Annotated in this window: 21 protein-coding genes; 16 read left to right on the forward strand and 5 right to left on the reverse strand. The window is 61.4% G+C overall.

All coding sequences use genetic code 11. The annotated features are described in order from the left end of the window. The first annotated feature begins 156 nt into the window (after window positions 1-156). From cyoA to AC2T3R_RS04145, 12 genes are all read left to right on the forward strand, one after another. Entirely contained in the window at window positions 157-1,101 is a 945-nt protein-coding gene (gene cyoA / locus AC2T3R_RS04090) for a ubiquinol oxidase subunit II (protein ID WP_015268993.1), read from the forward strand. Window positions 1,102-1,104: 3 nt separating this feature from the next. Further along, entirely contained in the window at window positions 1,105-3,123 is a 2,019-nt protein-coding gene (gene cyoB / locus AC2T3R_RS04095; RefSeq protein WP_013970980.1) for a cytochrome o ubiquinol oxidase subunit I, read from the forward strand. Window positions 3,124-3,126: 3 nt separating this feature from the next. Beyond that, window positions 3,127-3,750 (forward strand): cytochrome o ubiquinol oxidase subunit III, encoded by a 624-nt coding sequence (cyoC, locus tag AC2T3R_RS04100; protein WP_023661242.1) that lies wholly within the window; start codon window positions 3,127-3,129, stop codon window positions 3,748-3,750. Next, window positions 3,750-4,082 carry a cytochrome o ubiquinol oxidase subunit IV gene (gene cyoD / locus AC2T3R_RS04105; protein ID WP_003259128.1) on the forward strand — a complete coding sequence of 111 codons (333 nt, stop codon included), beginning with the start codon at window positions 3,750-3,752 and terminating at the stop codon, window positions 4,080-4,082. The genes cyoC and cyoD overlap by 1 nt, the downstream gene beginning before the upstream one ends. Window positions 4,083-4,093: 11 nt before the next feature. Then, window positions 4,094-4,981 (forward strand): heme o synthase, encoded by an 888-nt coding sequence (cyoE, locus tag AC2T3R_RS04110; RefSeq protein ID WP_013970981.1) that lies wholly within the window; start codon window positions 4,094-4,096, stop codon window positions 4,979-4,981. A gap of 339 nt (window positions 4,982-5,320) precedes the next feature. After that, entirely contained in the window at window positions 5,321-6,529 is a 1,209-nt protein-coding gene (gene alaC / locus AC2T3R_RS04115) for an alanine transaminase (protein ID WP_013970982.1), read from the forward strand. Window positions 6,530-6,661: 132 nt separating this feature from the next. Then, window positions 6,662-7,789 (forward strand): hypothetical protein, encoded by a 1,128-nt coding sequence (locus tag AC2T3R_RS04120; protein WP_486744681.1) that lies wholly within the window; start codon window positions 6,662-6,664, stop codon window positions 7,787-7,789. 159 nt (window positions 7,790-7,948) lie between these two features. Next, complete coding sequence (locus tag AC2T3R_RS04125; RefSeq protein ID WP_003259127.1) at window positions 7,949-8,332, forward strand: YkgJ family cysteine cluster protein; 384 nt, start codon at window positions 7,949-7,951, stop codon at window positions 8,330-8,332. Between the two features lie 436 nt (window positions 8,333-8,768). Further along, window positions 8,769-9,020 (forward strand): DUF3077 domain-containing protein, encoded by a 252-nt coding sequence (locus AC2T3R_RS04130; RefSeq protein WP_085691851.1) that lies wholly within the window; start codon window positions 8,769-8,771, stop codon window positions 9,018-9,020. A 196-nt stretch (window positions 9,021-9,216) separates the two neighbouring features. Then, window positions 9,217-9,780, forward strand: coding sequence for a GNAT family N-acetyltransferase (locus tag AC2T3R_RS04135; RefSeq protein ID WP_012270565.1), 564 nt, complete (start codon window positions 9,217-9,219; stop codon window positions 9,778-9,780). Window positions 9,781-9,792: 12 nt separating this feature from the next. Then, window positions 9,793-10,332 (forward strand): hypothetical protein, encoded by a 540-nt coding sequence (locus tag AC2T3R_RS04140; RefSeq protein WP_486744682.1) that lies wholly within the window; start codon window positions 9,793-9,795, stop codon window positions 10,330-10,332. A gap of 18 nt (window positions 10,333-10,350) precedes the next feature. Then, on the forward strand, window positions 10,351-10,737 hold the full coding sequence (locus AC2T3R_RS04145; protein ID WP_486744683.1) for a lysozyme inhibitor LprI family protein: 387 nt from the start codon (window positions 10,351-10,353) through the stop codon (window positions 10,735-10,737). A gap of 122 nt (window positions 10,738-10,859) precedes the next feature. On the opposite strand, the gene mnmH is transcribed toward AC2T3R_RS04145, so the two are convergent. Together mnmH and selD are read right to left on the reverse strand one after the other, a co-directional pair. Next, entirely contained in the window at window positions 10,860-11,972 is a 1,113-nt protein-coding gene (gene mnmH, locus AC2T3R_RS04150) for a tRNA 2-selenouridine(34) synthase MnmH (protein ID WP_486744684.1), read from the reverse strand. Then, a complete protein-coding gene (gene selD / locus AC2T3R_RS04155; RefSeq protein WP_410952895.1) occupies window positions 11,972-13,006 on the reverse strand; it encodes a selenide, water dikinase SelD in 1,035 nt (344 codons plus the stop codon). The genes mnmH and selD overlap by 1 nt, the downstream gene beginning before the upstream one ends. 127 nt (window positions 13,007-13,133) lie before the next feature. Here selD and AC2T3R_RS04160 point away from each other — a divergent pair, with 127 nt between their 5' ends. Genes AC2T3R_RS04160 through phnE form a run of 4 tightly spaced genes read left to right on the forward strand, consistent with a single transcriptional unit; the run spans window position 13,134 to window position 16,388 of the window. Further along, window positions 13,134-13,988: a putative selenate ABC transporter substrate-binding protein gene (locus tag AC2T3R_RS04160; protein ID WP_025337756.1), complete on the forward strand. Its 855-nt coding sequence runs from the start codon at window positions 13,134-13,136 to the stop codon at window positions 13,986-13,988. Between the two features lie 20 nt (window positions 13,989-14,008). Next, window positions 14,009-14,803 carry a phosphonate ABC transporter ATP-binding protein gene (locus AC2T3R_RS04165; RefSeq protein ID WP_486745263.1) on the forward strand — a complete coding sequence of 265 codons (795 nt, stop codon included), beginning with the start codon at window positions 14,009-14,011 and terminating at the stop codon, window positions 14,801-14,803. Beyond that, window positions 14,797-15,624, forward strand: a complete 828-nt coding sequence (locus AC2T3R_RS04170; RefSeq protein WP_075043819.1) for a PhnE/PtxC family ABC transporter permease — start codon at window positions 14,797-14,799, stop codon at window positions 15,622-15,624. The genes AC2T3R_RS04165 and AC2T3R_RS04170 overlap by 7 nt, the downstream gene beginning before the upstream one ends. Next, window positions 15,621-16,388, forward strand: a complete 768-nt coding sequence (gene phnE / locus AC2T3R_RS04175) for a phosphonate ABC transporter, permease protein PhnE (protein ID WP_015269003.1) — start codon at window positions 15,621-15,623, stop codon at window positions 16,386-16,388. The genes AC2T3R_RS04170 and phnE overlap by 4 nt, the downstream gene beginning before the upstream one ends. Before the next feature lie 139 nt (window positions 16,389-16,527). Here phnE and AC2T3R_RS04180 read toward each other — a convergent pair whose 3' ends face one another. The 3 genes from AC2T3R_RS04180 to AC2T3R_RS04190 all read right to left on the reverse strand — a co-directional run bounded on the left by AC2T3R_RS04180 (window position 16,528) and on the right by AC2T3R_RS04190 (window position 19,249). Further along, entirely contained in the window at window positions 16,528-17,421 is an 894-nt protein-coding gene (locus AC2T3R_RS04180; protein WP_410952898.1) for a bestrophin family protein, read from the reverse strand. Window positions 17,422-17,544: 123 nt separating this feature from the next. Beyond that, entirely contained in the window at window positions 17,545-18,033 is a 489-nt protein-coding gene (locus tag AC2T3R_RS04185; protein ID WP_023662836.1) for a GNAT family N-acetyltransferase, read from the reverse strand. 106 nt (window positions 18,034-18,139) lie between these two features. Further along, entirely contained in the window at window positions 18,140-19,249 is a 1,110-nt protein-coding gene (locus tag AC2T3R_RS04190) for a GlxA family transcriptional regulator (protein ID WP_410952899.1), read from the reverse strand. Window position 19,250: the final 1 nt, after the last annotated feature.

Below are 19,250 nucleotides of genomic sequence, written 5' to 3' on the forward strand. Positions count from 1 at the left end.
AAACCATAAGCACCGCTAACCCGCTTGACGCCAAGGTCCTGCAGTCGGACCCCGGGCAGGAGCGAGTACGGGCGCGAAATGCCTCACTTGGCAGGACGAAGTGCTGGCTACCAAAACACAAATTGCATTGAAGCAAGCTGATCTAGAGGTCGTGAGATGAGTAAAAAGCGTTACCCCAGACTGTTTGGCATATTGCCCTTTTTAGGCATGCTTTTACTCAGTGGGTGCAACTGGACCCTGCTCGACCCGAAAGGTCAGGTCGGCATTGAGCAAAAGAACCTGATCCTGATCGCTACCGGTCTGATGCTGCTGGTGGTGATTCCTGTCATTATCATGACCGTGGTTTTCGCCTGGAAGTACCGTGCTTCCAACAAGGCTGCCACCTACACCCCCGACTGGTCGCACTCGACCAAGATCGAAGCCGCGGTGTGGATCATCCCGATCCTGATCATCATCGCCCTGGGCTACTTCACCTACCACTCCACCCACAAGCTGGACCCGTACCGTCCGCTGGATTCCGATGTGAAGCCGGTGCAGATCGACGTGGTCGCACTGGACTGGAAATGGCTGTTCATCTACCCGGAGCAGGGCATTGCCACGGTCAACAAGATCGTCTTCCCGGCTAACACTCCGGTCAACTTCCGCGTCACTTCCGACGCCGTGATGAACTCGTTCTTCATCCCGGGCCTGGGCGGCCAGATCTACGCCATGGCCGGCATGACCACCAAGCTGCACCTGATCGCCAACGAAAACGGCGAGTTCGACGGTATCAGCGCCAACTACAGCGGTGCTGGCTTCACCGGCATGAAATTCAAGGCTACTGCCACCTCTCAGGAAGACTTCGACAAGTGGGTCGCCGAGGTCAAGCAGTCGCCGAAGAAGCTGGACAAGGCCGAATACGACGCCTTGGCCAAACCAAGCGAAAACAACCCAGTCGCGCTGTATAGCGAGGCTTCGCCTGACCAGTTCCAGCTGATCGTCGACAAGTACGAAGGCATGAACCGCGGTCGTCCGAGCCACGAAGAAGCAGGCAGCAAAGATCTGGCCACTACCAAGGGTGTGGAATCGAGTATGCAACCAGCTGCCGGTGCAGAGGAGTAAGAGATGTTCGGTAAACTAAGCCTGGAGGCGATACCCTATCACGAGCCGATAGTCATGGTGACGCTTGCCATGATCGCGCTCGGTGGTATCGCTGTCGTCGGTGCTATCACCTACTTCCGCAAGTGGACCTACTTGTGGAGCGAGTGGTTGACGACTGTCGACCACAAGAAAATCGGGGTGATGTACATCATCGTCGCGATGGTCATGCTGCTGCGCGGCTTTGCCGACGCCATCATGATGCGTACCCAGCTGGCTGCCGCTACCGGTGGCTCCGAAGGCTACCTGCCGCCTGAACACTATGACCAGATCTTCACCGCTCACGGTGTGATCATGATCATCTTCATGGCGATGCCGTTCTTCACCGGCCTGATGAACCTGGCGGTTCCTCTGCAGATCGGTGCACGTGACGTTGCCTTCCCGTTCCTGAACTCCCTGAGCTTCTACCTGCTGCTGGCAGGCGTGCTGCTGGTCAACATCTCGCTGGGCGTTGGTGAATTCGCCAAGACCGGCTGGGTTGCCTATCCGCCGCTCGCGGGCATTCAGTACAGCCCTGGGGTGGGTGTCGACTACTACATCTGGGCGCTACAGCTCTCAGGCCTGGGTACGACGCTTACCGGCGTGAACTTCCTCGTCACCGTGATGAAGATGCGCGCACCTGGCATGAAACTGATGGACATGCCGATCTTCACCTGGACCTGCACCTGGGCCAACGTGCTGATCGTGGCTTCCTTCCCGATCCTGACCGCTGCACTCGCTCTGCTGACTGTTGACCGTTATCTGGACTTCCACATCTTCACCAACGAGCTTGGTGGGAACCCGATGATGTACGTCAACCTGTTCTGGGCATGGGGTCACCCTGAGGTTTACATCCTGATCCTGCCGGCCTTCGGTGTGTTCTCGGAAGTTACCTCCACCTTCGCAGGCAAGCGTCTGTTCGGCCACCACTCGATGATCTACGCATCGGGCGCCATCGCCGTGCTGGGCTTCGCTGTATGGCTGCACCACTTCTTCACCATGGGTGCCGGCGCCAGCGTCAACACCTTCTTCGGCCTGGCGACGATGCTGATCTCCATTCCGACCGGTGTGAAGCTGTTCAACTGGCTGTTCACCATCTACCAGGGCCGTCTGCGCTTCACCGCGCCGATCATGTGGACCCTGGGCTTCATGATCACCTTCTCCATCGGTGGCATGACTGGTGTTCTGCTGGCTGTTCCAGGTGCTGACTTCGTGCTGCACAACAGCCTGTTCGTAATTGCTCACTTCCACAACGTGATCATCGGTGGTGCGGTATTCGGCTACATCGCCGGCTTCGCCTACTGGTTCCCGAAAGCCTTTGGTTTCACCCTGAACGAGAAGTGGGGCAAGGCTGCCTTCTGGTTCTGGATCTCGGGCTTCTACGTAGCGTTCATGCCGCTGTATGCCCTGGGCTTCATGGGCATGACTCGTCGTCTGAACCACTCCGACAACCCACTGTGGGAACCCTACCTGTACGTAGCCGTTGTCGGCGCCGTGCTGATCCTGTTCGGTATCGCCTGCCAGCTGATCCAGCTGTACGTATCGGTTCGCGACCGCAACCAGAACCTGGACGTGACCGGCGACCCATGGGGCGGTCGTACCCTGGAATGGTCGACTTCGTCGCCACCTCCGTTCTACAACTTCGCCCACATGCCTGAGAAGGTTGGCCTGGACGCCTGGCACGAAGCCAAGGAAGCCGGTGTTGCCTACAAGCCTGCGGCCAAGTACGAAGCGATCCACATGCCGAGCAACACCTCCACCGGTTTGTTCATGGGCCTGTTCCTGACCGTCTTCGGCTTCGCCTTCATCTGGCACATCTGGTGGCTGGTTGGCGCGAGCCTGGTTGCAACCATCGCTGTCTTCGTTCGCCACGCTGCGCGTGACGACCAGGGCTACATGGTTCCGGCCGAAGAAGTGGCGCGCATCGAAGGCGAGCGCATGAAAGCGCTGGCCAAAGCAGGTGCTCTGCCTGCCGGCGCACGTGTCGAATCGTTTGAGCGGGTGTAATCAATGTCCAGTCAAGTAATGCACGGTGCTGCTCATGGTCACGACCATGGGCATGACGACCACCACCACGACTCGGGCCAGATGACCGTACTCGGTTTCTGGCTGTACCTGATGACCGACTGCATCCTGTTTGCGTCGCTCTTCGCCACCTACGCGGTGCTGTCCGGCAGTTTTGCCGGCGGCCCGTCGGGTCATGACATCTTCCAGCTCGATTTCGTAGCTGTTGAAACGCTGTTCCTGCTGCTGTCCTCGATCACCTTCGGCTTCGCCATGCTGAAGATGTTCGACGGCAAGAAAGCTGGCGTACTGGGCTGGTTGGCTGTGACCTTCCTGTTCGGTGCAGGCTTCATCGCGATGGAAATCTACGAATTCCATCACCTGATCGCCGAGGGCTACGGCCCGAACCGCAGTGGTTTCCTGTCGGGCTTCTTCGCCCTGGTAGGTACCCACGGTCTGCACGTGACCGCCGGCCTGATCTGGATGGCAATCATGATGTACCAGATCAACAAGCACGGCATCACGCCGACCGCCAAGACCCGCATGAGCTGCCTGAGCCTGTTCTGGCACTTCCTGGACGTGGTCTGGATCTGCGTATTCACCGTCGTCTACCTGCTGGGAGTTCTGTAATGGCTAACGCACACGACACTCATCACGAAGGTAACCACGGCAGCGTCAAGTCGTACATGATCGGCTTCATCCTGTCGATCATCCTGACTGCGATCCCGTTCGGCCTGGCCATGTCGCCAAGCCTGCCGAAGAACCTGACCGTTCTGATCATTGTTGCCATGGCCGTGATCCAGGTAGTAGTGCACCTCGTGTACTTCCTGCACATGGACCGCTCGAAAGAGCAACGCAACAACGTTTCGACGTTCCTGTTCACCACCCTGGTGATCGCTCTGCTTGTCGGCCTGTCGCTGTGGATCATGTTCAGCATCCACTTCGAAATGTTGGCCAAGTGAGGTAAGACTGCATGTCCGTTAAGCACTTTATCCAAATCACCAAACCGGGGATCATTTTCGGTAACGTGCTTTCCGTGGCAGGCGGTTTCTTCCTTGCCTCGAAGGGCCATGTGGATTTCGCCCTGTTCCTGGCGGTGGTGATCGGTACTTCGCTGGTGGTTGCGTCCGGATGCGTGTTCAACAACTGCATCGACCGTGACATCGACCACAAGATGGAGCGCACCAAGAACCGCGTCATGGTCCAGGGCGGCATGTCGCTGCCCCTCGCGCTGATCTACGCCACCCTGCTCGGGGTGGCGGGTTTCAGCCTGCTGTATGTCCAGGCCAACCCGCTGTCGGCGTTCTGTGCGCTGATCGGCTTCATCGTCTACGTCGGTTTCTACAGCCTGTGGCTGAAGCGTAAATCGGTGCACGGCACCTTGGTCGGCAGCCTGTCTGGTGCCATGCCTCCGGTGATCGGCTATTGCGCCGTGAGCAACAGCTTCGACCTGGCTGCATTTACCCTGCTGGTGATGTTCAGCCTGTGGCAGATGCCGCACAGCTTCGCAATCGCGATCTTCCGCTTCAAGGATTACAGCGCTGCCAACATTCCGGTCCTGCCGGTGGCACGTGGCATCCTCGCGGCGAAGAAGCAGATCGTGCTGTACGTGCTGGCTTTCGTGCTCGCAACCCTGATGCTTACCCTCGGCGGTTACGCCGGCCTCGGCTATCTGGCCGTGGCAGCAGCCATGGGCCTGTACTGGCTGTACATGGCCTGGGCTGGCTACAAGGCCGAGGACGACAGTAAGTGGGCGCGCAAGGTGTTCGGCTTCTCCATCCTCACCGTCACTGCCCTGAGCGTGATGATGGGTGTGGACAGCCAGACCGCTGCGGACGTGCTGATGACATACGCACGCTGATACTGCTGCCTGTTTCACGAAAAAGCCCGGCCACTGTGCCGGGTTTTTTTATGGGCGTTTTTCTGTGCCGGCCTCGTTCGCGGGCTCGCCCGCTCCCACAGGTACGGCGCAGGTCTCGGGACAAGTGAGTAATCCTGTGGGAGCGGGCAAGCCCGCGAACGAGGCCGGCACCGCAGAATATAAATTTCTTATTTTCAAAAAATACATCTGAAAAGATCTATAAAAACAGGAAATTGTCCTTTACAGACATCCTGTATCGGCATTATCTTCTGATCCAGGCCGCCATATCGGCCAGCGTCGCTCGGACGGTTCCGGGCGCTTACGTACTCAGAGGAAGCCATGGCCAACCCAGGTTCGCCGCGCCGCTTTGCGCGCATCGATCGTCTGCCCCCTTACGTCTTCAACATCACTGCCGAGCTCAAGATGGCCGCCCGCCGCCGTGGCGAGGACATCATCGACCTGAGCATGGGCAACCCCGATGGCGCCACCCCGCCGCACATCGTCGAGAAGCTGGTGCAGGTCGCCCAGCGTGAAGATACCCACGGCTACTCCACCTCTCGCGGCATCCCGCGCCTGCGTCGGGCCATCTCCAACTGGTACAAGGAACGCTACGAGGTCGACATCGACCCGGAAAGCGAAGCCATCGTCACCATCGGCTCGAAGGAAGGCCTGGCGCACCTGATGCTGGCTACCCTCGACCAGGGCGACACGGTGCTGGTGCCCAACCCCAGCTACCCGATCCATATCTACGGGGCGGTGATCGCCGGTGCCCAGGTGCGTTCGGTACCGCTGGTGCCGGGCGTGGACTTTTTCAACGAACTTGAGCGGGCCATCCGCGAGTCGATCCCCAAGCCGAAGATGATGATCCTCGGCTTCCCGTCCAACCCCACCGCTCAGTGCGTGGAGCTGGACTTCTTCGAGCGCGTGGTGGCCCTGGCCAAGCAGTATGGCGTGCTGGTGGTCCATGACCTGGCCTATGCCGACATCGTCTACGATGGCTGGAAGGCCCCGTCGATCATGCAGGTGCCGGGGGCCAAGGACATCGCGGTGGAGTTCTTCACCCTGTCCAAGAGCTACAACATGGCCGGCTGGCGGATCGGCTTCATGGTCGGCAACCCCGAGTTGGTCAGTGCCTTGGCGCGGATCAAGAGCTACCACGACTACGGCACGTTCACCCCGCTGCAGGTGGCTGCCATTGCAGCACTGGAAGGCGACCAGCAGTGCGTACGAGACATTGCCGAGCAGTACCGCCAGCGCCGCAACCTGCTGGTGAAAGGGCTGCACGAGCTGGGCTGGATGGTCGAGAACCCCAAGGCTTCGATGTACGTATGGGCGAAGATCCCGCCGGAGTATGCGCACCTGGGCTCGCTGGAGTTTTCCAAGAAACTGCTGGCCGAAGCCAAGGTTTGTGTGTCGCCGGGGATCGGTTTTGGTGATTATGGTGATGACCATGTGCGTTTTGCCCTGATCGAGAACCAGGATCGTATTCGCCAGGCGATTCGCGGGATCCGGCAGATGTTCCGGGCTGATGGCCTGACTCGTAAGTAAGCCCCCATGTCTACAGGTACGGCACATGCCGCACGGCCTGCGCCGTACCTGTAGGAGCAGCTTTCCTACTGCTCTACAGCTACCCAGATAACTATTTTTCTGCACTCATTTCTCACTTCAGAGACCCGAAAGATGAGTGTCTTCACCGCCTATTTCTGCGGCACCGGCTCCCACCGCTTCGACGATGCCAACCCCAACTTCTGGAATGGTGAGCTGGTCTCGACCCTGGCCAGCAATGACCAGGGCCGCGAGTTCGCTCACTGGATTGCCGTTGACGGCCCCGGCAGCGGCAACCTGCAGGATGACAATCTGTTCGTCGAGCCCGGTGGTTATTTCAACTGGAGCGGCCAGTTGTTCGGCAGCGGCTGGGAAGAGAACGTCAACCATGTGCTGAAGGTGATCAAAGGCGAAAGCAGTTGGCAGCGCACCAAGCTGAGCGAGGAAGAATACGAGCGGCTGAAGGAGGTCGGGGTTCCGATCCCGGATGCCACCTCTACAGCTTCCTGGTTCTGGCGCACCTATGACTACGGCGAACGCCACCCGACGCCACAGGAGCTGCAAGAGCGCATCATCAACCTGTTCCGCAAGCCGCGCTTGCCGACCCAGGTGAACCTGGTGGGTTGGAGCAGGGGAGGGATCAGTTGCCACATGCTGGCCAACGCCATGGCGCAGGACCCTGTATTGCGGGACATACCTGTGAATATCTTCGCCATCGACCCGGTGCCGGGCATCGGTAACCTGCAAAGCCAGCGGGTAACCTTGGCGGGCAATGTCTGCGAGTATGTGGGTTTCTATTCGCGGGACGAGCGATCCAAAGGCTTTGCCTGTGTGATCCCTTCGGTCAAACCGGGTACACGGATATGCATCTACCCGATACCAGGCCGCCACGCCACGCTGGTGGGCAACGCCTCCATCGACGGTGCGAGTGATGGCAAGGTACTGGCGGAGCCGGGATTGATCGTTCGTCATTTTGCCGAGGTCTGCCTGACCCGCTGGGGTGTGCAACTGGACAGGCGCCTGTTCCTGAGCGACGAGCAGTTGATGCGATATCACATGGTCATGGCCGCTGCCGAAGGGCGTTACAAGGCCATGCGTAGCGAGTCGTATACCGTACTTACCGAGGGCGAAGATGACGACCGCTTGGTGTATTGCGGCGAGACCTGCATTCACTTCAGCAAGGTGTGTGGTGATGGCTATGAGCCGACCGAGGGCCTTGGCCTGCAACGCTGGGATGTCGCCACCTACAAGGCATTACGCTGACTTGAACGGGCGGCCGGGGAAGTCGTTGGTCGCCCGTGTTCAATTGCCGGATCAGCGGCAAATATTTTTTGCATTCCCCTCTATCCAGCCGCCCCGGCTTGGATTGAAAATGGCGCCGCGGGCCAGCCCCGATAACAACAACCTTCCCTCCGTGCCATCATGTCCGAATACAACCCTTGCCTTGACTGCGGCGCCTGCTGCGGGTACTTCCGTGTGTCCTTTTTCTGGGGCGAATGCCAGTCCGCCGGGGGCCTTGTGCCGGACGACCTGGTGGTACAGATCAACCCCACCCGTGTTGCCATGATCGGCACCGATGCCAAACCCTGCCGCTGCATCAGCCTGCAGGGCGAGATCGGCCAGGAAGTGGCTTGCACCATCTATGCCAACCGTTCCAGCCCCTGCCGCGAGTTCGAGGCGTCGTGGGAGGGTGGGGTGCATAACCCCAGCTGCGACGATGCGCGGGCGGCGTATGGCCTGCCACCACTGACCCCGCCCGGGGCCAACGAACCGCATTGGCCGGATGATGGGGCTGAGGTGGCCTGATTCATCCAGGTTGCCTTTGTCGGCCTCTTCGCGGGCACGCCCGCTCCCACAGGTACTGCACAGGACTCAAACACTGTGCGGTCCCTGTGGGAGCGGGCGTGCCCGCGAAGAGGCCATCAGCTGTAAGAAGATTCTGAACCTGAAACCAAATGCTTCAGGTGGCCGGGCATTGGGAATTATCCTACGAGCTCAGTCGGTTGCCGTCTGATAGGCAGGGAAATTCCACAGCGTTAACTTCACCGTTCGCCCAGAAGGCGAGCGAGTGTGAGAACTCGTCGTTGGTAGTCCTCTTGTCAGCTTATGGCAGCTGTGCGCGTGCAGGCTTCGGCCTGACCGTGGTGACTCCAACACGGGCTTCTCACCTCGCGCACGGCTGCCGCCCAAATCTGTGAGAAGGATCGAGGTGGCTGCCTTCAGCACACATTTGGAGTTCATCATGAGCAATCACCTCAAATCCCGCACCACCGCAGGCGTGGAGAAGTTCCTCGAGCTGTACCGGGTAGAACCGAACGTCCCGCTTGATCTGGCATTCGATGAATTGTCGGTGCTGATCGGCTGTATCAAGCATTTGAACGAAGAGGCCGAGATGGAGGGCGACAAGATCGCTGGCAGCGCGGCGCGCATTCTCAGTGCCATGGCCAAGGCGCTGATCAATGACATGGAAATGGGCTTGAATCGGGGCGCCTGAACGATTTTTGGGGCCGCTTTGCGGCCCATCGCCGGCAAGCCAGGCTCCCACAGGTATAGTGCAAGGCTCCTGGCCTGTGGTGTACCTGTGGGAGCCTGGCTTGCCGGCGATAGGGCTGCGCAGCAGCCCCGGGATGCTTGAACCGATCGCTTGACGTTAAACTGTCATCTCCCCAGCAATGGACAGGAGATCCGGCGTGACCCCACCCCGCAGTTTCCCCAGTGACCTCTGCCTCGACAGCCCGCGTCTGCAATTGCGCCCCATGCGCCATGCCGATGCCGCGCAATGGCTGGCGATCATGGCCGACCCCGAGGTCATGCGCTATTGGCACCATGCACCTTGGCAAGACCTGGCCGAAGCCGAAAGCGCCCTGGCCGCCGACCGCGAAGCCTATGCCAATGGTGACCAGCTCAAGCTTGGCATGTACCGCCGTGATAACGGCGAACTGATCGGTATGGTCCAGCTGTTCAATATCGACGATGTCTCTCGCCGTGGTGAAATCGGCTACTGCCTGGCCAGCGCGGTGCAGGGCAGGGGTTACATGGACGAAGCACTGACCTGCTTCATCGATTACCTCGCCCACACCCTGCACATGCGCCGCCTGGAGGGCGAGATCGACCCGCGCAACCAAGGTTCGGCACGCACTCTGGAGCGCCAGGGCTTTGTGCTGGAAGGCACATTGCGTGCGCGTTGGTGCGTTGCCGGTGAGTTGTCCGATTCGGGTATTTATGGCCTTCTGCTAGAGCCCCCGGTTGCATAGGAAGTAAATCTCTTGCCAGTTTTCTACCTGAGCGCCAGCCTGCTGCTTTACCTGCTCGCACTGTTCTTCGACGGCGCGCTGATGAGTGGTGACCGCCACATGCCGGCCCTGCAGATGCTGTTGTACGGGCCTTGGGGTATGCCCTTCGGGTTGTACCAGTGGTTTGCCAACCCGCTGCTGGCCCTGGCGGTCCTTGCCCATCGACGCTTTCGCCGGCTGGCATTGCTGGTCGGGCTGGTGGCTGTGTATCTGGCGGCCAGCAGCTTTGGAATTGACCGCCTGCCGGACAATCAGAGCTATGAGTTCCATGACCTGACCGGTTTTGGTGCCGGTTTCTACCTGTGGCTGGCGGCGATGGTGGTGTTTTGCATGGGCCAGGTCTGGCATTGCTGGAGGGCACGCAGCGCCGACGACATGCCGGGCTGGAGCTGGCTGGATGTGGTGTTGATCGCGGCGCTTGGCGTGATGTTTTATGCGGCAACGCAGATGCCGTCGCTGCGCTTCGAGCCGGGCAAGGTGCTGATGCCGCCGGAACAGCCGCAGACGCTGTGATGCCCACAAGGAGAGTTTATGACCAAGCATTACCTGACGGGCCTGGCATTGGCCTGTGTGCTGCCGCTGGCCCAGGCGGATGACTACACGCCGGGATACGGGCAGTGCATGGACAAGGCGTCCAGTACCGTGGCCATGAGCGAGTGCATTCGGGCCGAGACGCATTTGCAGGACCAGCGTTTGAACCGGGTGTACAAGCAATTGATGGGCAAGCTGGATGCCGGGCAGCAGAAGAGCCTGCGTGATGTGCAGCGCAAGTGGCTTGCCTACCGCGATGGCAATTGCGGGTTCCATGTGCAGGCCAGTGGCGGGACCATGGCACAGCTGGAAGGTGGGACCTGTGTGATGGACATGACCCGCGACCGGGCGGCGGAGCTGGAGCGGGTGCTCAGCCCTGGGCAGTGAGGTTGTCTGTACTGGCCCTATCGCCGGCAAGCCAGCTCCCACAGGGAACGCATGCCCTGTCAGGCAGTGCAATACCTGTGGGAGCTGGCTTGCCGGCGATGGGGCGCGAAGCGGCCCCGTTTTTACTTGCGCGGTTCGCGCAGCGCTCGGGCCTTGAGGTACTCGCGCACTTCCACCGCATCCCCGGCAAACTCGATACGCTCTGCTTTCGCTGCACGCTGGTAGGCATACATCGGGTCGTAATACTCGCTCAGCAAGCTTTCGATGAAGACCCGGTGCAACTCCACCGAACCACTGCGCTGCTGCTCGTCCAGCGCCTGGCGCAGGATTTCCGACAGCCGCTGATGGCGCTCGCCGCCGAGGCGCTTTTGAATCCTGCCCATGCTCTGCAGAAGTGTCTCGGCAAATAGCCGCCGGCCATCTTCTTCACCATGCAGGGTGACGAACTCGGCGCTCAGGTCGATCACGTAGTCGCGCAGGATACGCTCCACGCGGTTGGCCAAACTGTCTTCCAGCCACACCAGCGGGTATTGCTGCATGCCCTGGTACAACTCCAGCGGTACGGTGCAGCTGCCCACGATTCGGCCTTCGTCTTCCAGCACGAACTGCTCGATATCCCGGGCGCGTTTTTTCAACACGTCTATGGCCAGCCTGTTCTCGAAGTCGATCTGCGCTGGCTGTGCAGTGGCGCGCTTGCCAAAGCTGGAACCGCGATGGTTGGCGTAGCCCTCCAGGTCCAGCGCGTTGTCCAGCAGGTGCAGCACATCGGTCTTGCCGGTGCCGGTCAGGCCGCCCACGAGCACGAAATCACATTGCGCGACCGCCTGTTGGGTAGTCTCCAGCAGGAAGTGGCGCATAGCCTTGTAGCCGCCCTCGACGAGGGGGTAGTGGATGCCCTTCTCATCGCGCAGCACTTTCTGCACAAGATGGGAGCGCAGGCCGCCACGGAAGCAGTACAGGTAGCCTTCCGGGTGATCCTTGGTGAACTTTGCCCAGGCCTCCAGACGTTCCTGCTTGATTTCACCGCTGACCAGCTTATGGCCCAGAGCGATGGCTTCATCCTGGCCCTTCTGCTTGTAGCAGGTGCCGACCTTCTGCCGCTCCTGGTCATTCATCAGCGGCAGGTTGACGGCACCCGGGAAGGCACCCTTGGCAAATTCGACAGGTGCACGCATGTCCATCATCGGCACGTTGTCGAGGAACAACCGGCGGAAGTCGGTGCAGTCGGGGCGCATCAGATCACCTCGACCGCGTGGCTCTGTCGCTCGACCAGCTTGCCGATTGGCGCCAGTTGCAGGCCCAGTTCGGCGGCCACCGCCAGGAACTCGGCTTCACCTTCCGGGGTAACCGCCACCAGCAAGCCGCCACTGGTCTGGGGGTCGCACAGCAGATGCTTCTGGTCGTCGCTCAGGGCGCCGATCTTGTGGCCGTAGCTGTCGAAGTTGCGCAGGGTACCGCCGGGGATGCAGCCCTCGGCCAGGTAGTGGTCGACGCTGGGCAGGCGCGGGACGGCAGCATAGTCCAGGTGCGCGGTAACGCCACTGCCCTCGGCCAGTTCCACAAGGTGGCCGAGCAGGCCGAAACCGGTGACGTCGGTCATGGCCTTGACCCCGTCAAGCTTGCCGAAGCGGCTGCCGGGGGTGTTGAGGGTGCACATCCAGTCGCGGGCAAGGCCCTGGTCTTGGGGGCGCAGCTTGGCCTTTTTCTCGGCGGTGGTGAGGATGCCGATACCCAGTGGCTTGGTCAGGTACAAGCGGCAGCCTGCGCTGGCGGTGTCGTTGCGCTTGAGGTGACGCTTGCTGACCACGCCGGTGACGGCCAGGCCGAAGATCGGCTCGGGGGCGTCGATGGAGTGGCCGCCGGCCAGCGGGATACCGGCTTCGGCGCATACCGCACGGCCGCCGCGGATCACTTCGCGGGCCACTTCCGGTGGCAGCGCGTTGACCGGCCAGCCGAGAATGGCAATGGCCATCAGCGGGTCGCCGCCCATGGCGTAGATGTCGCTGATGGCGTTGGTGGCGGCGATACGGCCGAAGTCGTACGGGTCATCGACGATCGGCATGAAGAAGTCGGTGGTCGAGACCACGCCGCGCTCGTCATCCAGCGCGTACACGGCAGCGTCGTCGCGCGAGGCGTTGCCTACCCACAGTTTCGGGTCCAGAGCCTGGGTGCCGCTTTCTGCGAGGATCACATCCAGCACCTTGGGGGATATCTTGCAGCCACAGCCGGCACCATGGCTGTACTGGGTCAGGCGAATCGGCTCGCTCATGTGCACCTCAGGAGGTCAATTTGATGCGCGATTGTAGCAAAGCTGGCCTTTGCGCCTGCGCCTCTTATAATTCCCGTCGTCGGCGTATAGGCCGACATTTCCCCGCTATTGAACCGGAGAACACCCCATGCTCAAACGCCCTCTGGCGCTCGCCGCCGGCCTCGTGCTGTCTTGCTGTGCCGTTGTCGCCCAGGCCGCCGACACTCTGCGGGTCAGCGCCATCCCTGACGAAGCACCGACCGAACTGCAGCGCAAGTTCAAACCGTTGGGCGAGTACCTGGCCAAGCAATTGGGCATGGAGGTGAAGTTCGTGCCGGTGGCCGATTACCCGGCGGTAGTCGAATCGCTGGCTTCCAACCGCCTGGACCTGGCCTGGCTGGGGGGCTTCACCTTCGTACAGGTGCACTTGAAGGACCCTGCCGCCACGCCGCTGGTGCAGCGTGAACAGGATGCGCAGTTCACTTCCAAATTCATCACCGCCAACCCTGATGTGAAGAGCCTGGCCGACCTCAAGGGCAAGTCGTTTGCCTTCGGTTCCATTTCCTCCACTTCGGGCAGCCTGATGCCGCGTTACTTCATGCTCAAGCAGGACAACATCAAGCCTGAAGACTACTTCGGTCGCGTTGCCTACTCCGGCGCCCACGATGCCACCGTGGCCTGGGTGCAGGCCGGCAAGGTCGATGGCGGCGTGCTCAATGCCAGCGTTTGGCAGAAGCTGGTGGATGCCGGCAAGGTCGATACCGCCAAGGTGAAGGTGTTCGCCACCACCCCGACCTACTTCGACTACAACTGGACCGTGCGCGGCAACATGGACCCGGCGCTGAAAGAGAAGATCAAGAAAGCCTTCCTCGGCCTCGACCCGGCCAACCCGGAGCACAAGGCGATCCTCGACCTGCAGGCGGCCAGCCGCTTCATCGAGACCAAACCTGAGAACTACGTGGGCACCGAGCAGGCTGCGCGCGAGGCCGGCCTGCTCAAGTGATATCGACAGTGGCTTCCAATGTGGCGATCCATCTGCACGAGGCCGGGCTGCGCCATGGCCAGGTGCGTGCGCTCGATGCCGTGAGCCTGAGCATCGGCCAGGGCGAGCGCGTCGCCATCATAGGCCCGTCGGGGGCGGGCAAGTCCAGCTTGCTGCACCTGATGGCGACCGCCGTCCAGCCCAGCAGCGGGCGCCTGGAACTGCTCGGCGAGCAGCCATGGGCGTTGTCCTCCAGAGCCCGCCAGCGCCTGCGTGCGCGGGTAGGCCTGGTGCATCAGGCACCGCCCTTGCCGCCGCGCCAGCGGGTGGTGACGGCAGTGCTGGCCGGCCGCCTGGGGCAGTGGGGCATGCTGCGTGGCCTGTTCAACCTGCTGTACCCCTGCGATGTGCCGGGGGCGCGCCAGGCACTGGCCGAGCTGGGGTTGGCCGACAAACTCTTCGTACAGTGCGGGCAATTGTCCGGTGGCCAGTTGCAGCGTGTGGGCATTGCCCGGGCGCTGTACCAGCGGCCGCAGGTCTTGTTGACCGACGAGCCGGTGTCGGCCATGGACCCGGTGCTGGCTGACCACAGTCTGGCCTTGCTCAACCGCCACGCACAGGCCAATGGCGTCACCCTGGTGGCGAGCCTGCATGCCGTGGACCTGGCGCTGGCGCACTTCCCGCGGGTGATTGGTATCCGCGAAGGGCAGGTGGCGTTCGACTGCCCGGCGCAAGCGGTGACCGAGCAGTTGCTGGATGCGCTGTACGCCAACGAACAACTGGCTTCACCGCCAAGCCAGGGGCCGACCCTGACCGTGCAGATTCCGCGATGCTGAAGCTTGATGCCCGCGACCCGGCGCTGCTGCCGCGGTTGCTGCTGACCCTGCTGGCGGTGGCGGTGCTATGGCCTGGCATCCGGTTGAGCGAACTGAACCCCGGGGTGCTGCTGCAGGCAGAGAACCGCCAGCAGATCGCCAGTTTCACCAGTGCCTTCTGGCCACCGGCACACGATGCCGACTTCCTTTCGCTGCTGTATGAAGCCACCCTGCAGACCCTGGCCGTGGCCACGGCCGGCATGGCGTTGGCGTTGCTGCTGGCGGTCCCTGCCGGGTTGCTGGCCAGCCGTGCCCTGTCGCTGCGCGCAGCCTCCCGTGGCGGTCGCGCCGGGTTATGGTCGCGGTTGCTGCGCCTGCCGGTGCGCTGGTTGCTGATTTTCCTGCGCAGTGTGCCGGAAATCGTCTGGGCGTTGCTGTTCGTGCGGGCCGTGGGGCTGGGGCCTACGGCGGGCGTACTGGCCATTGCCATCACCTACAGTGGCATGCTCGGCAAGGTCTATGCCGAGATCTTCGAGTCGGTCGACCAGCGCCCGGCGCATGCCTTGCTGCAAGCGGGCAGTGGCCGCCTGGCTGCGTTTTTCTACGGCATCCTGCCCAGTGCGGTGTCCGAAGTGGTGTCCTACACCGTGTACCGTTGGGAGTGCGCGGTACGCGCCTCGGTGGTGATGGGCTTTGTCGGTGCTGGCGGGCTGGGGCAGCAGATCGACCTGTCGATGCGCATGTTCGCTGGAGCGGAAGTGGCAAGCATGCTGCTGACGTTCCTGGTCCTGGTGATGCTGGCCGACCTGCTTAGCCGCTTCCTGCGCTGGAGGCTTGCATGAACCGGGTCATCAACTGGCTGGTGCTCGGCGCTATCGTGGCTGCAGTGATGGCCTCGTTCGCATACCTGGAGCTGGACCTGCAAGCGCTGGTCGGCAACGGCGGGCTGGGGCAGATGGGCGAGTATGCCGGGCGTTTTCTGCACCCGGACCTGTCTGCCGGGCACCTGCGCGCGGTAGCGCATGGGGCGCTGGAAACCTTGGCCATGTCCGGCCTGGGCACCTTGTTGGCCATGCTGCTGGGCATGCTGTTGGCGCTGCCGGCCGCTGGCCGGTTCGGTTGGCCGCTGCAGGCCTGTGCGCGGTTGTTGCTGAATGCCCTGCGGGCCATCCCGGAACTGGTGTGGGCCGCGCTGACGGTGCTGGCTGCCGGGCTTGGGCCGAATGCCGGTACGCTGGCGTTGGCGCTGCACACCGCTGGCGTGTTGGGGCGGCTGTTTGCCGAGGCGCTGGAGAACGCACCGCCGGAGCCGGCGGCGGCCATCCGCTTGCAGGGCGGTAGCCAGGTGGCGGCATTCTGCTTTGGCACCTTGCCCAATCTGTGGCCGCAGTTGCTGGCTTATAGCCTGTATCGGTGGGAGAACAATATCCGCATGGCCAGCGTTCTGGGGTTTGTCGGTGCGGGTGGGTTGGGGCAGATGCTGTACACCACCTTGAGCCTGTTCCAGGAGGCCCAGGCCAGCACGGTGATCATGGGGATGCTGGTGCTGGTGTTGCTGGTGGATGCGTTGAGTGATGTGTTGCGCCAGCGCTATGTGCGGGCCTGACAGATAGCCGGGGCCGCGTTGCGGCCCTATCGCGACACAAGGCCGCTCCTACAGGCAAAGTGCCGCCTTTGATGCTTGCGCGGCCCCTTGTAGGAGCGGCCTTGTGTCGCGATGGGCTGCAACGCAGCCCCAAAATCCCTCAGGCACCCACAACTCCGGCACACTGCGCCTCCCGCTGCATCGACTCCAGATTCCGCTCGATCGTCTCGCAAATGCTGTCCATCTGGATCTGATGCTCACTGAACCTGAACGGGCTCTGCAAATCCGTCCCGATCCGCTCGATGGCCAGCAGCATGAAGCCCACCACCGTCGAAGCCAGCGGCGTGAACCAGCCCAGCGACTCCACCAGCCCCACCGGTACGATCAGGCAGAACAGGGTGATGAACAGCCGCGGAAAATACACGTAAGGGTAGGGCAGTGGCGTATTGGCGATCCGTTCCATGCCACCTTGGGCATTGGACAGGTCCACCAGCGTCGATTCCAGCCTTGCCAGGCGAATGCTGTCCAGCCGCCCGGCCTGGTACTCCCGCGCCAGCAACGCCGCCGAACCACTCAAAATGTCGTTGGCGAAATTGTTCGAGCGGTTGCGCCGCTCGAATTCCGCTGGCGGAATGAATGCCATCAGTTCATCCGGGCAGCGCTCGCCCTTCAGGTGCGCCGCCAGGCAGTTCACATAGGCGATATGCCGGCGCAGCAGGGTAGCCTTGATCGGGTTCAGGCCATCATCCGGGTCATCGATCAGCGTCAGCGCCTGCCGCGCGAAACTGCGTGAACTATTCACCAACGCCCCCCACAATGTGCGAGCTTCCCACCAGCGGTTGTAGGCGCTGCTGTTGCGAAAGCTCACCAGCACCACCAGCGCCGAGCCAAGCAAGGTCAGCGGGATCAACGGCAGGGTGAACTTGCTGTTGAAGAACAGCATGAAATCGATGGTGACCAGCACATCCCAGATCAGCAGCCAGAACAGCGACCAGCCGATATAGCCGATGGTCTTCACCGCCAGGCGGTACTTGCGGACAATGATGTCTTTCACGCGGGCTACCTCGAAAATTGGCAGATGCAGGATCCGACGTCGAGGTAGGGCGAAGGTTCTGTGTGTGATTGTTGCAAGGGATTTTGGATCTTCTCGTCCAGCCCCATGCAGTGCCTCGCTGGCTCAGCCGGGTTGGATAAACACCTGTTTCATCTGCACTAACGCCACCCGCGAGCCATCCCACGCCTGCCGTTCCTCGATGCCGAACGGCACGAAGCCCAGCTGTGGATAAAGCAGCAGGCCCGCTGTGTTGTGGTTGAAGCACGACACCCAGACCTCCCGGGCTGCGAACTGTTGGCGGGCCAGTTCGATCATGGTAGTTACCAGGTAGCGCGCTACGCCGTGGCCGCGTGCGGCGTGGGCCACGACCACGTTGCCCAGGGCGCACACGCCGCCGTGTTCGGCCTTGTAGAAGTTGGCGAATGCCAGCACCGTGCCGTTGCCCTCCACCACCGTGGAGCCGCTGCGCTGGGCGATGGCATCGTTCAGCTGGGCGGGGGAGAGAGGGTACTTGGCTTTGGGGAACATGTAGAACAGTTCGGCCGGGCTTTGCGGGAAGCTGCAGATTCCAGGGATATCGTCGGGCCGTACGGGGCGGTGGGTCAGGTGCATGGCAAGTCCTTGTGTGCTGGCTGGTCGGGCCACTTCTCGGGCAAGCCCGCTCCCACAAGGGGCGGGGAAGTCATATTCTGCCCCGCGACGGGTCAATGTTCACTATTCATGAAACTGTTTCCCCCTTGGTCGGGGTCGCGTTTCGCATCAGCTCTTTGCGCAATTTGCCGGGGGACATGCCGAACAGGTTCTGGAAATGCCGAATGAAATGGGGAGCATCGGCAAAACCGCATTCGAAAGCGATTTCTCCGATATGTCGATCCGAGCTGATGAGCAGCCAGCGGCCAAACCTGAGTCGAACCTGGCGATAGAACTGGGCCGGAGTACTACTGGTTTCGGCGACAAACAGACGCTCCAGTTGCCGTTTACTGGTACCGACAAGGTTCGCGATCGCGTCGATATCCAAAGGCTCGGTCATGTGCTTTTCCATCAGCATCACGGCTTCGTGCAGGCGCCTGTTCGAAGAGCTGGCGTAGCCGAGTGCCTTGCGCCGATCGACGAAACTGCCAGAACTGCTTTTCGCAACTGTCATCTGGTGAACGACCTTGCCGGCCCGATCCGGGCCGCAATGCATCCCGATAAGATGGATGGCCAACTCGATCACCGAGATACCACCTGCGCAGGTGATCCGATCCTTGTCGATGAGGAAGTCACTGTTGCTGACAAAGCGCAATCGTGGGAACAGACGTTTCCAGTCATCGCAATGGTAGGCATGCACACAGGCAGTACGTCCCTCCATCAGGTTATGTCGCGCGAGCACGAAGCTGCCTGTGCATAGGCCGATCAAAGGTACGTCAGCGGCGGCTGCCTGATGCAGGAATGCCGGATAAGTCTTCGGCGCTGCCTCCAGGTAGTCCAGTAGCCCACCAATCACCACGATGTAATCGAATTGATGAGGGTCGGTGAGTTCACTGTCGATGGGTACATCCAGCCCGCAACTGGAAATGACTCTTTGCCCAGGGGTACCGAGGACTTTCCATTGGCATCGTATCGGGCGGCTCTGATCGCCGGTATCGGCAGCATGTCGTAACGCATCGGTGAGCCCCGAGAGTGACAGCAAGGGGAAGCGCGGCCATAGCACGATACCTATAGACAACTCGGTGGCGCCGCGTCGGCTTGGCGGATGTCGTGCCTGACCCTTGTCAAGCGCTTCCACGAGGCTTGCGCTGGAGGCGTTGGGCAGTGCATCTCCGAAATGTCGCAAATGTTCAATCATT

It is taken from the genome of Pseudomonas sp. PVC-5-1 (genome assembly GCF_057444345.1).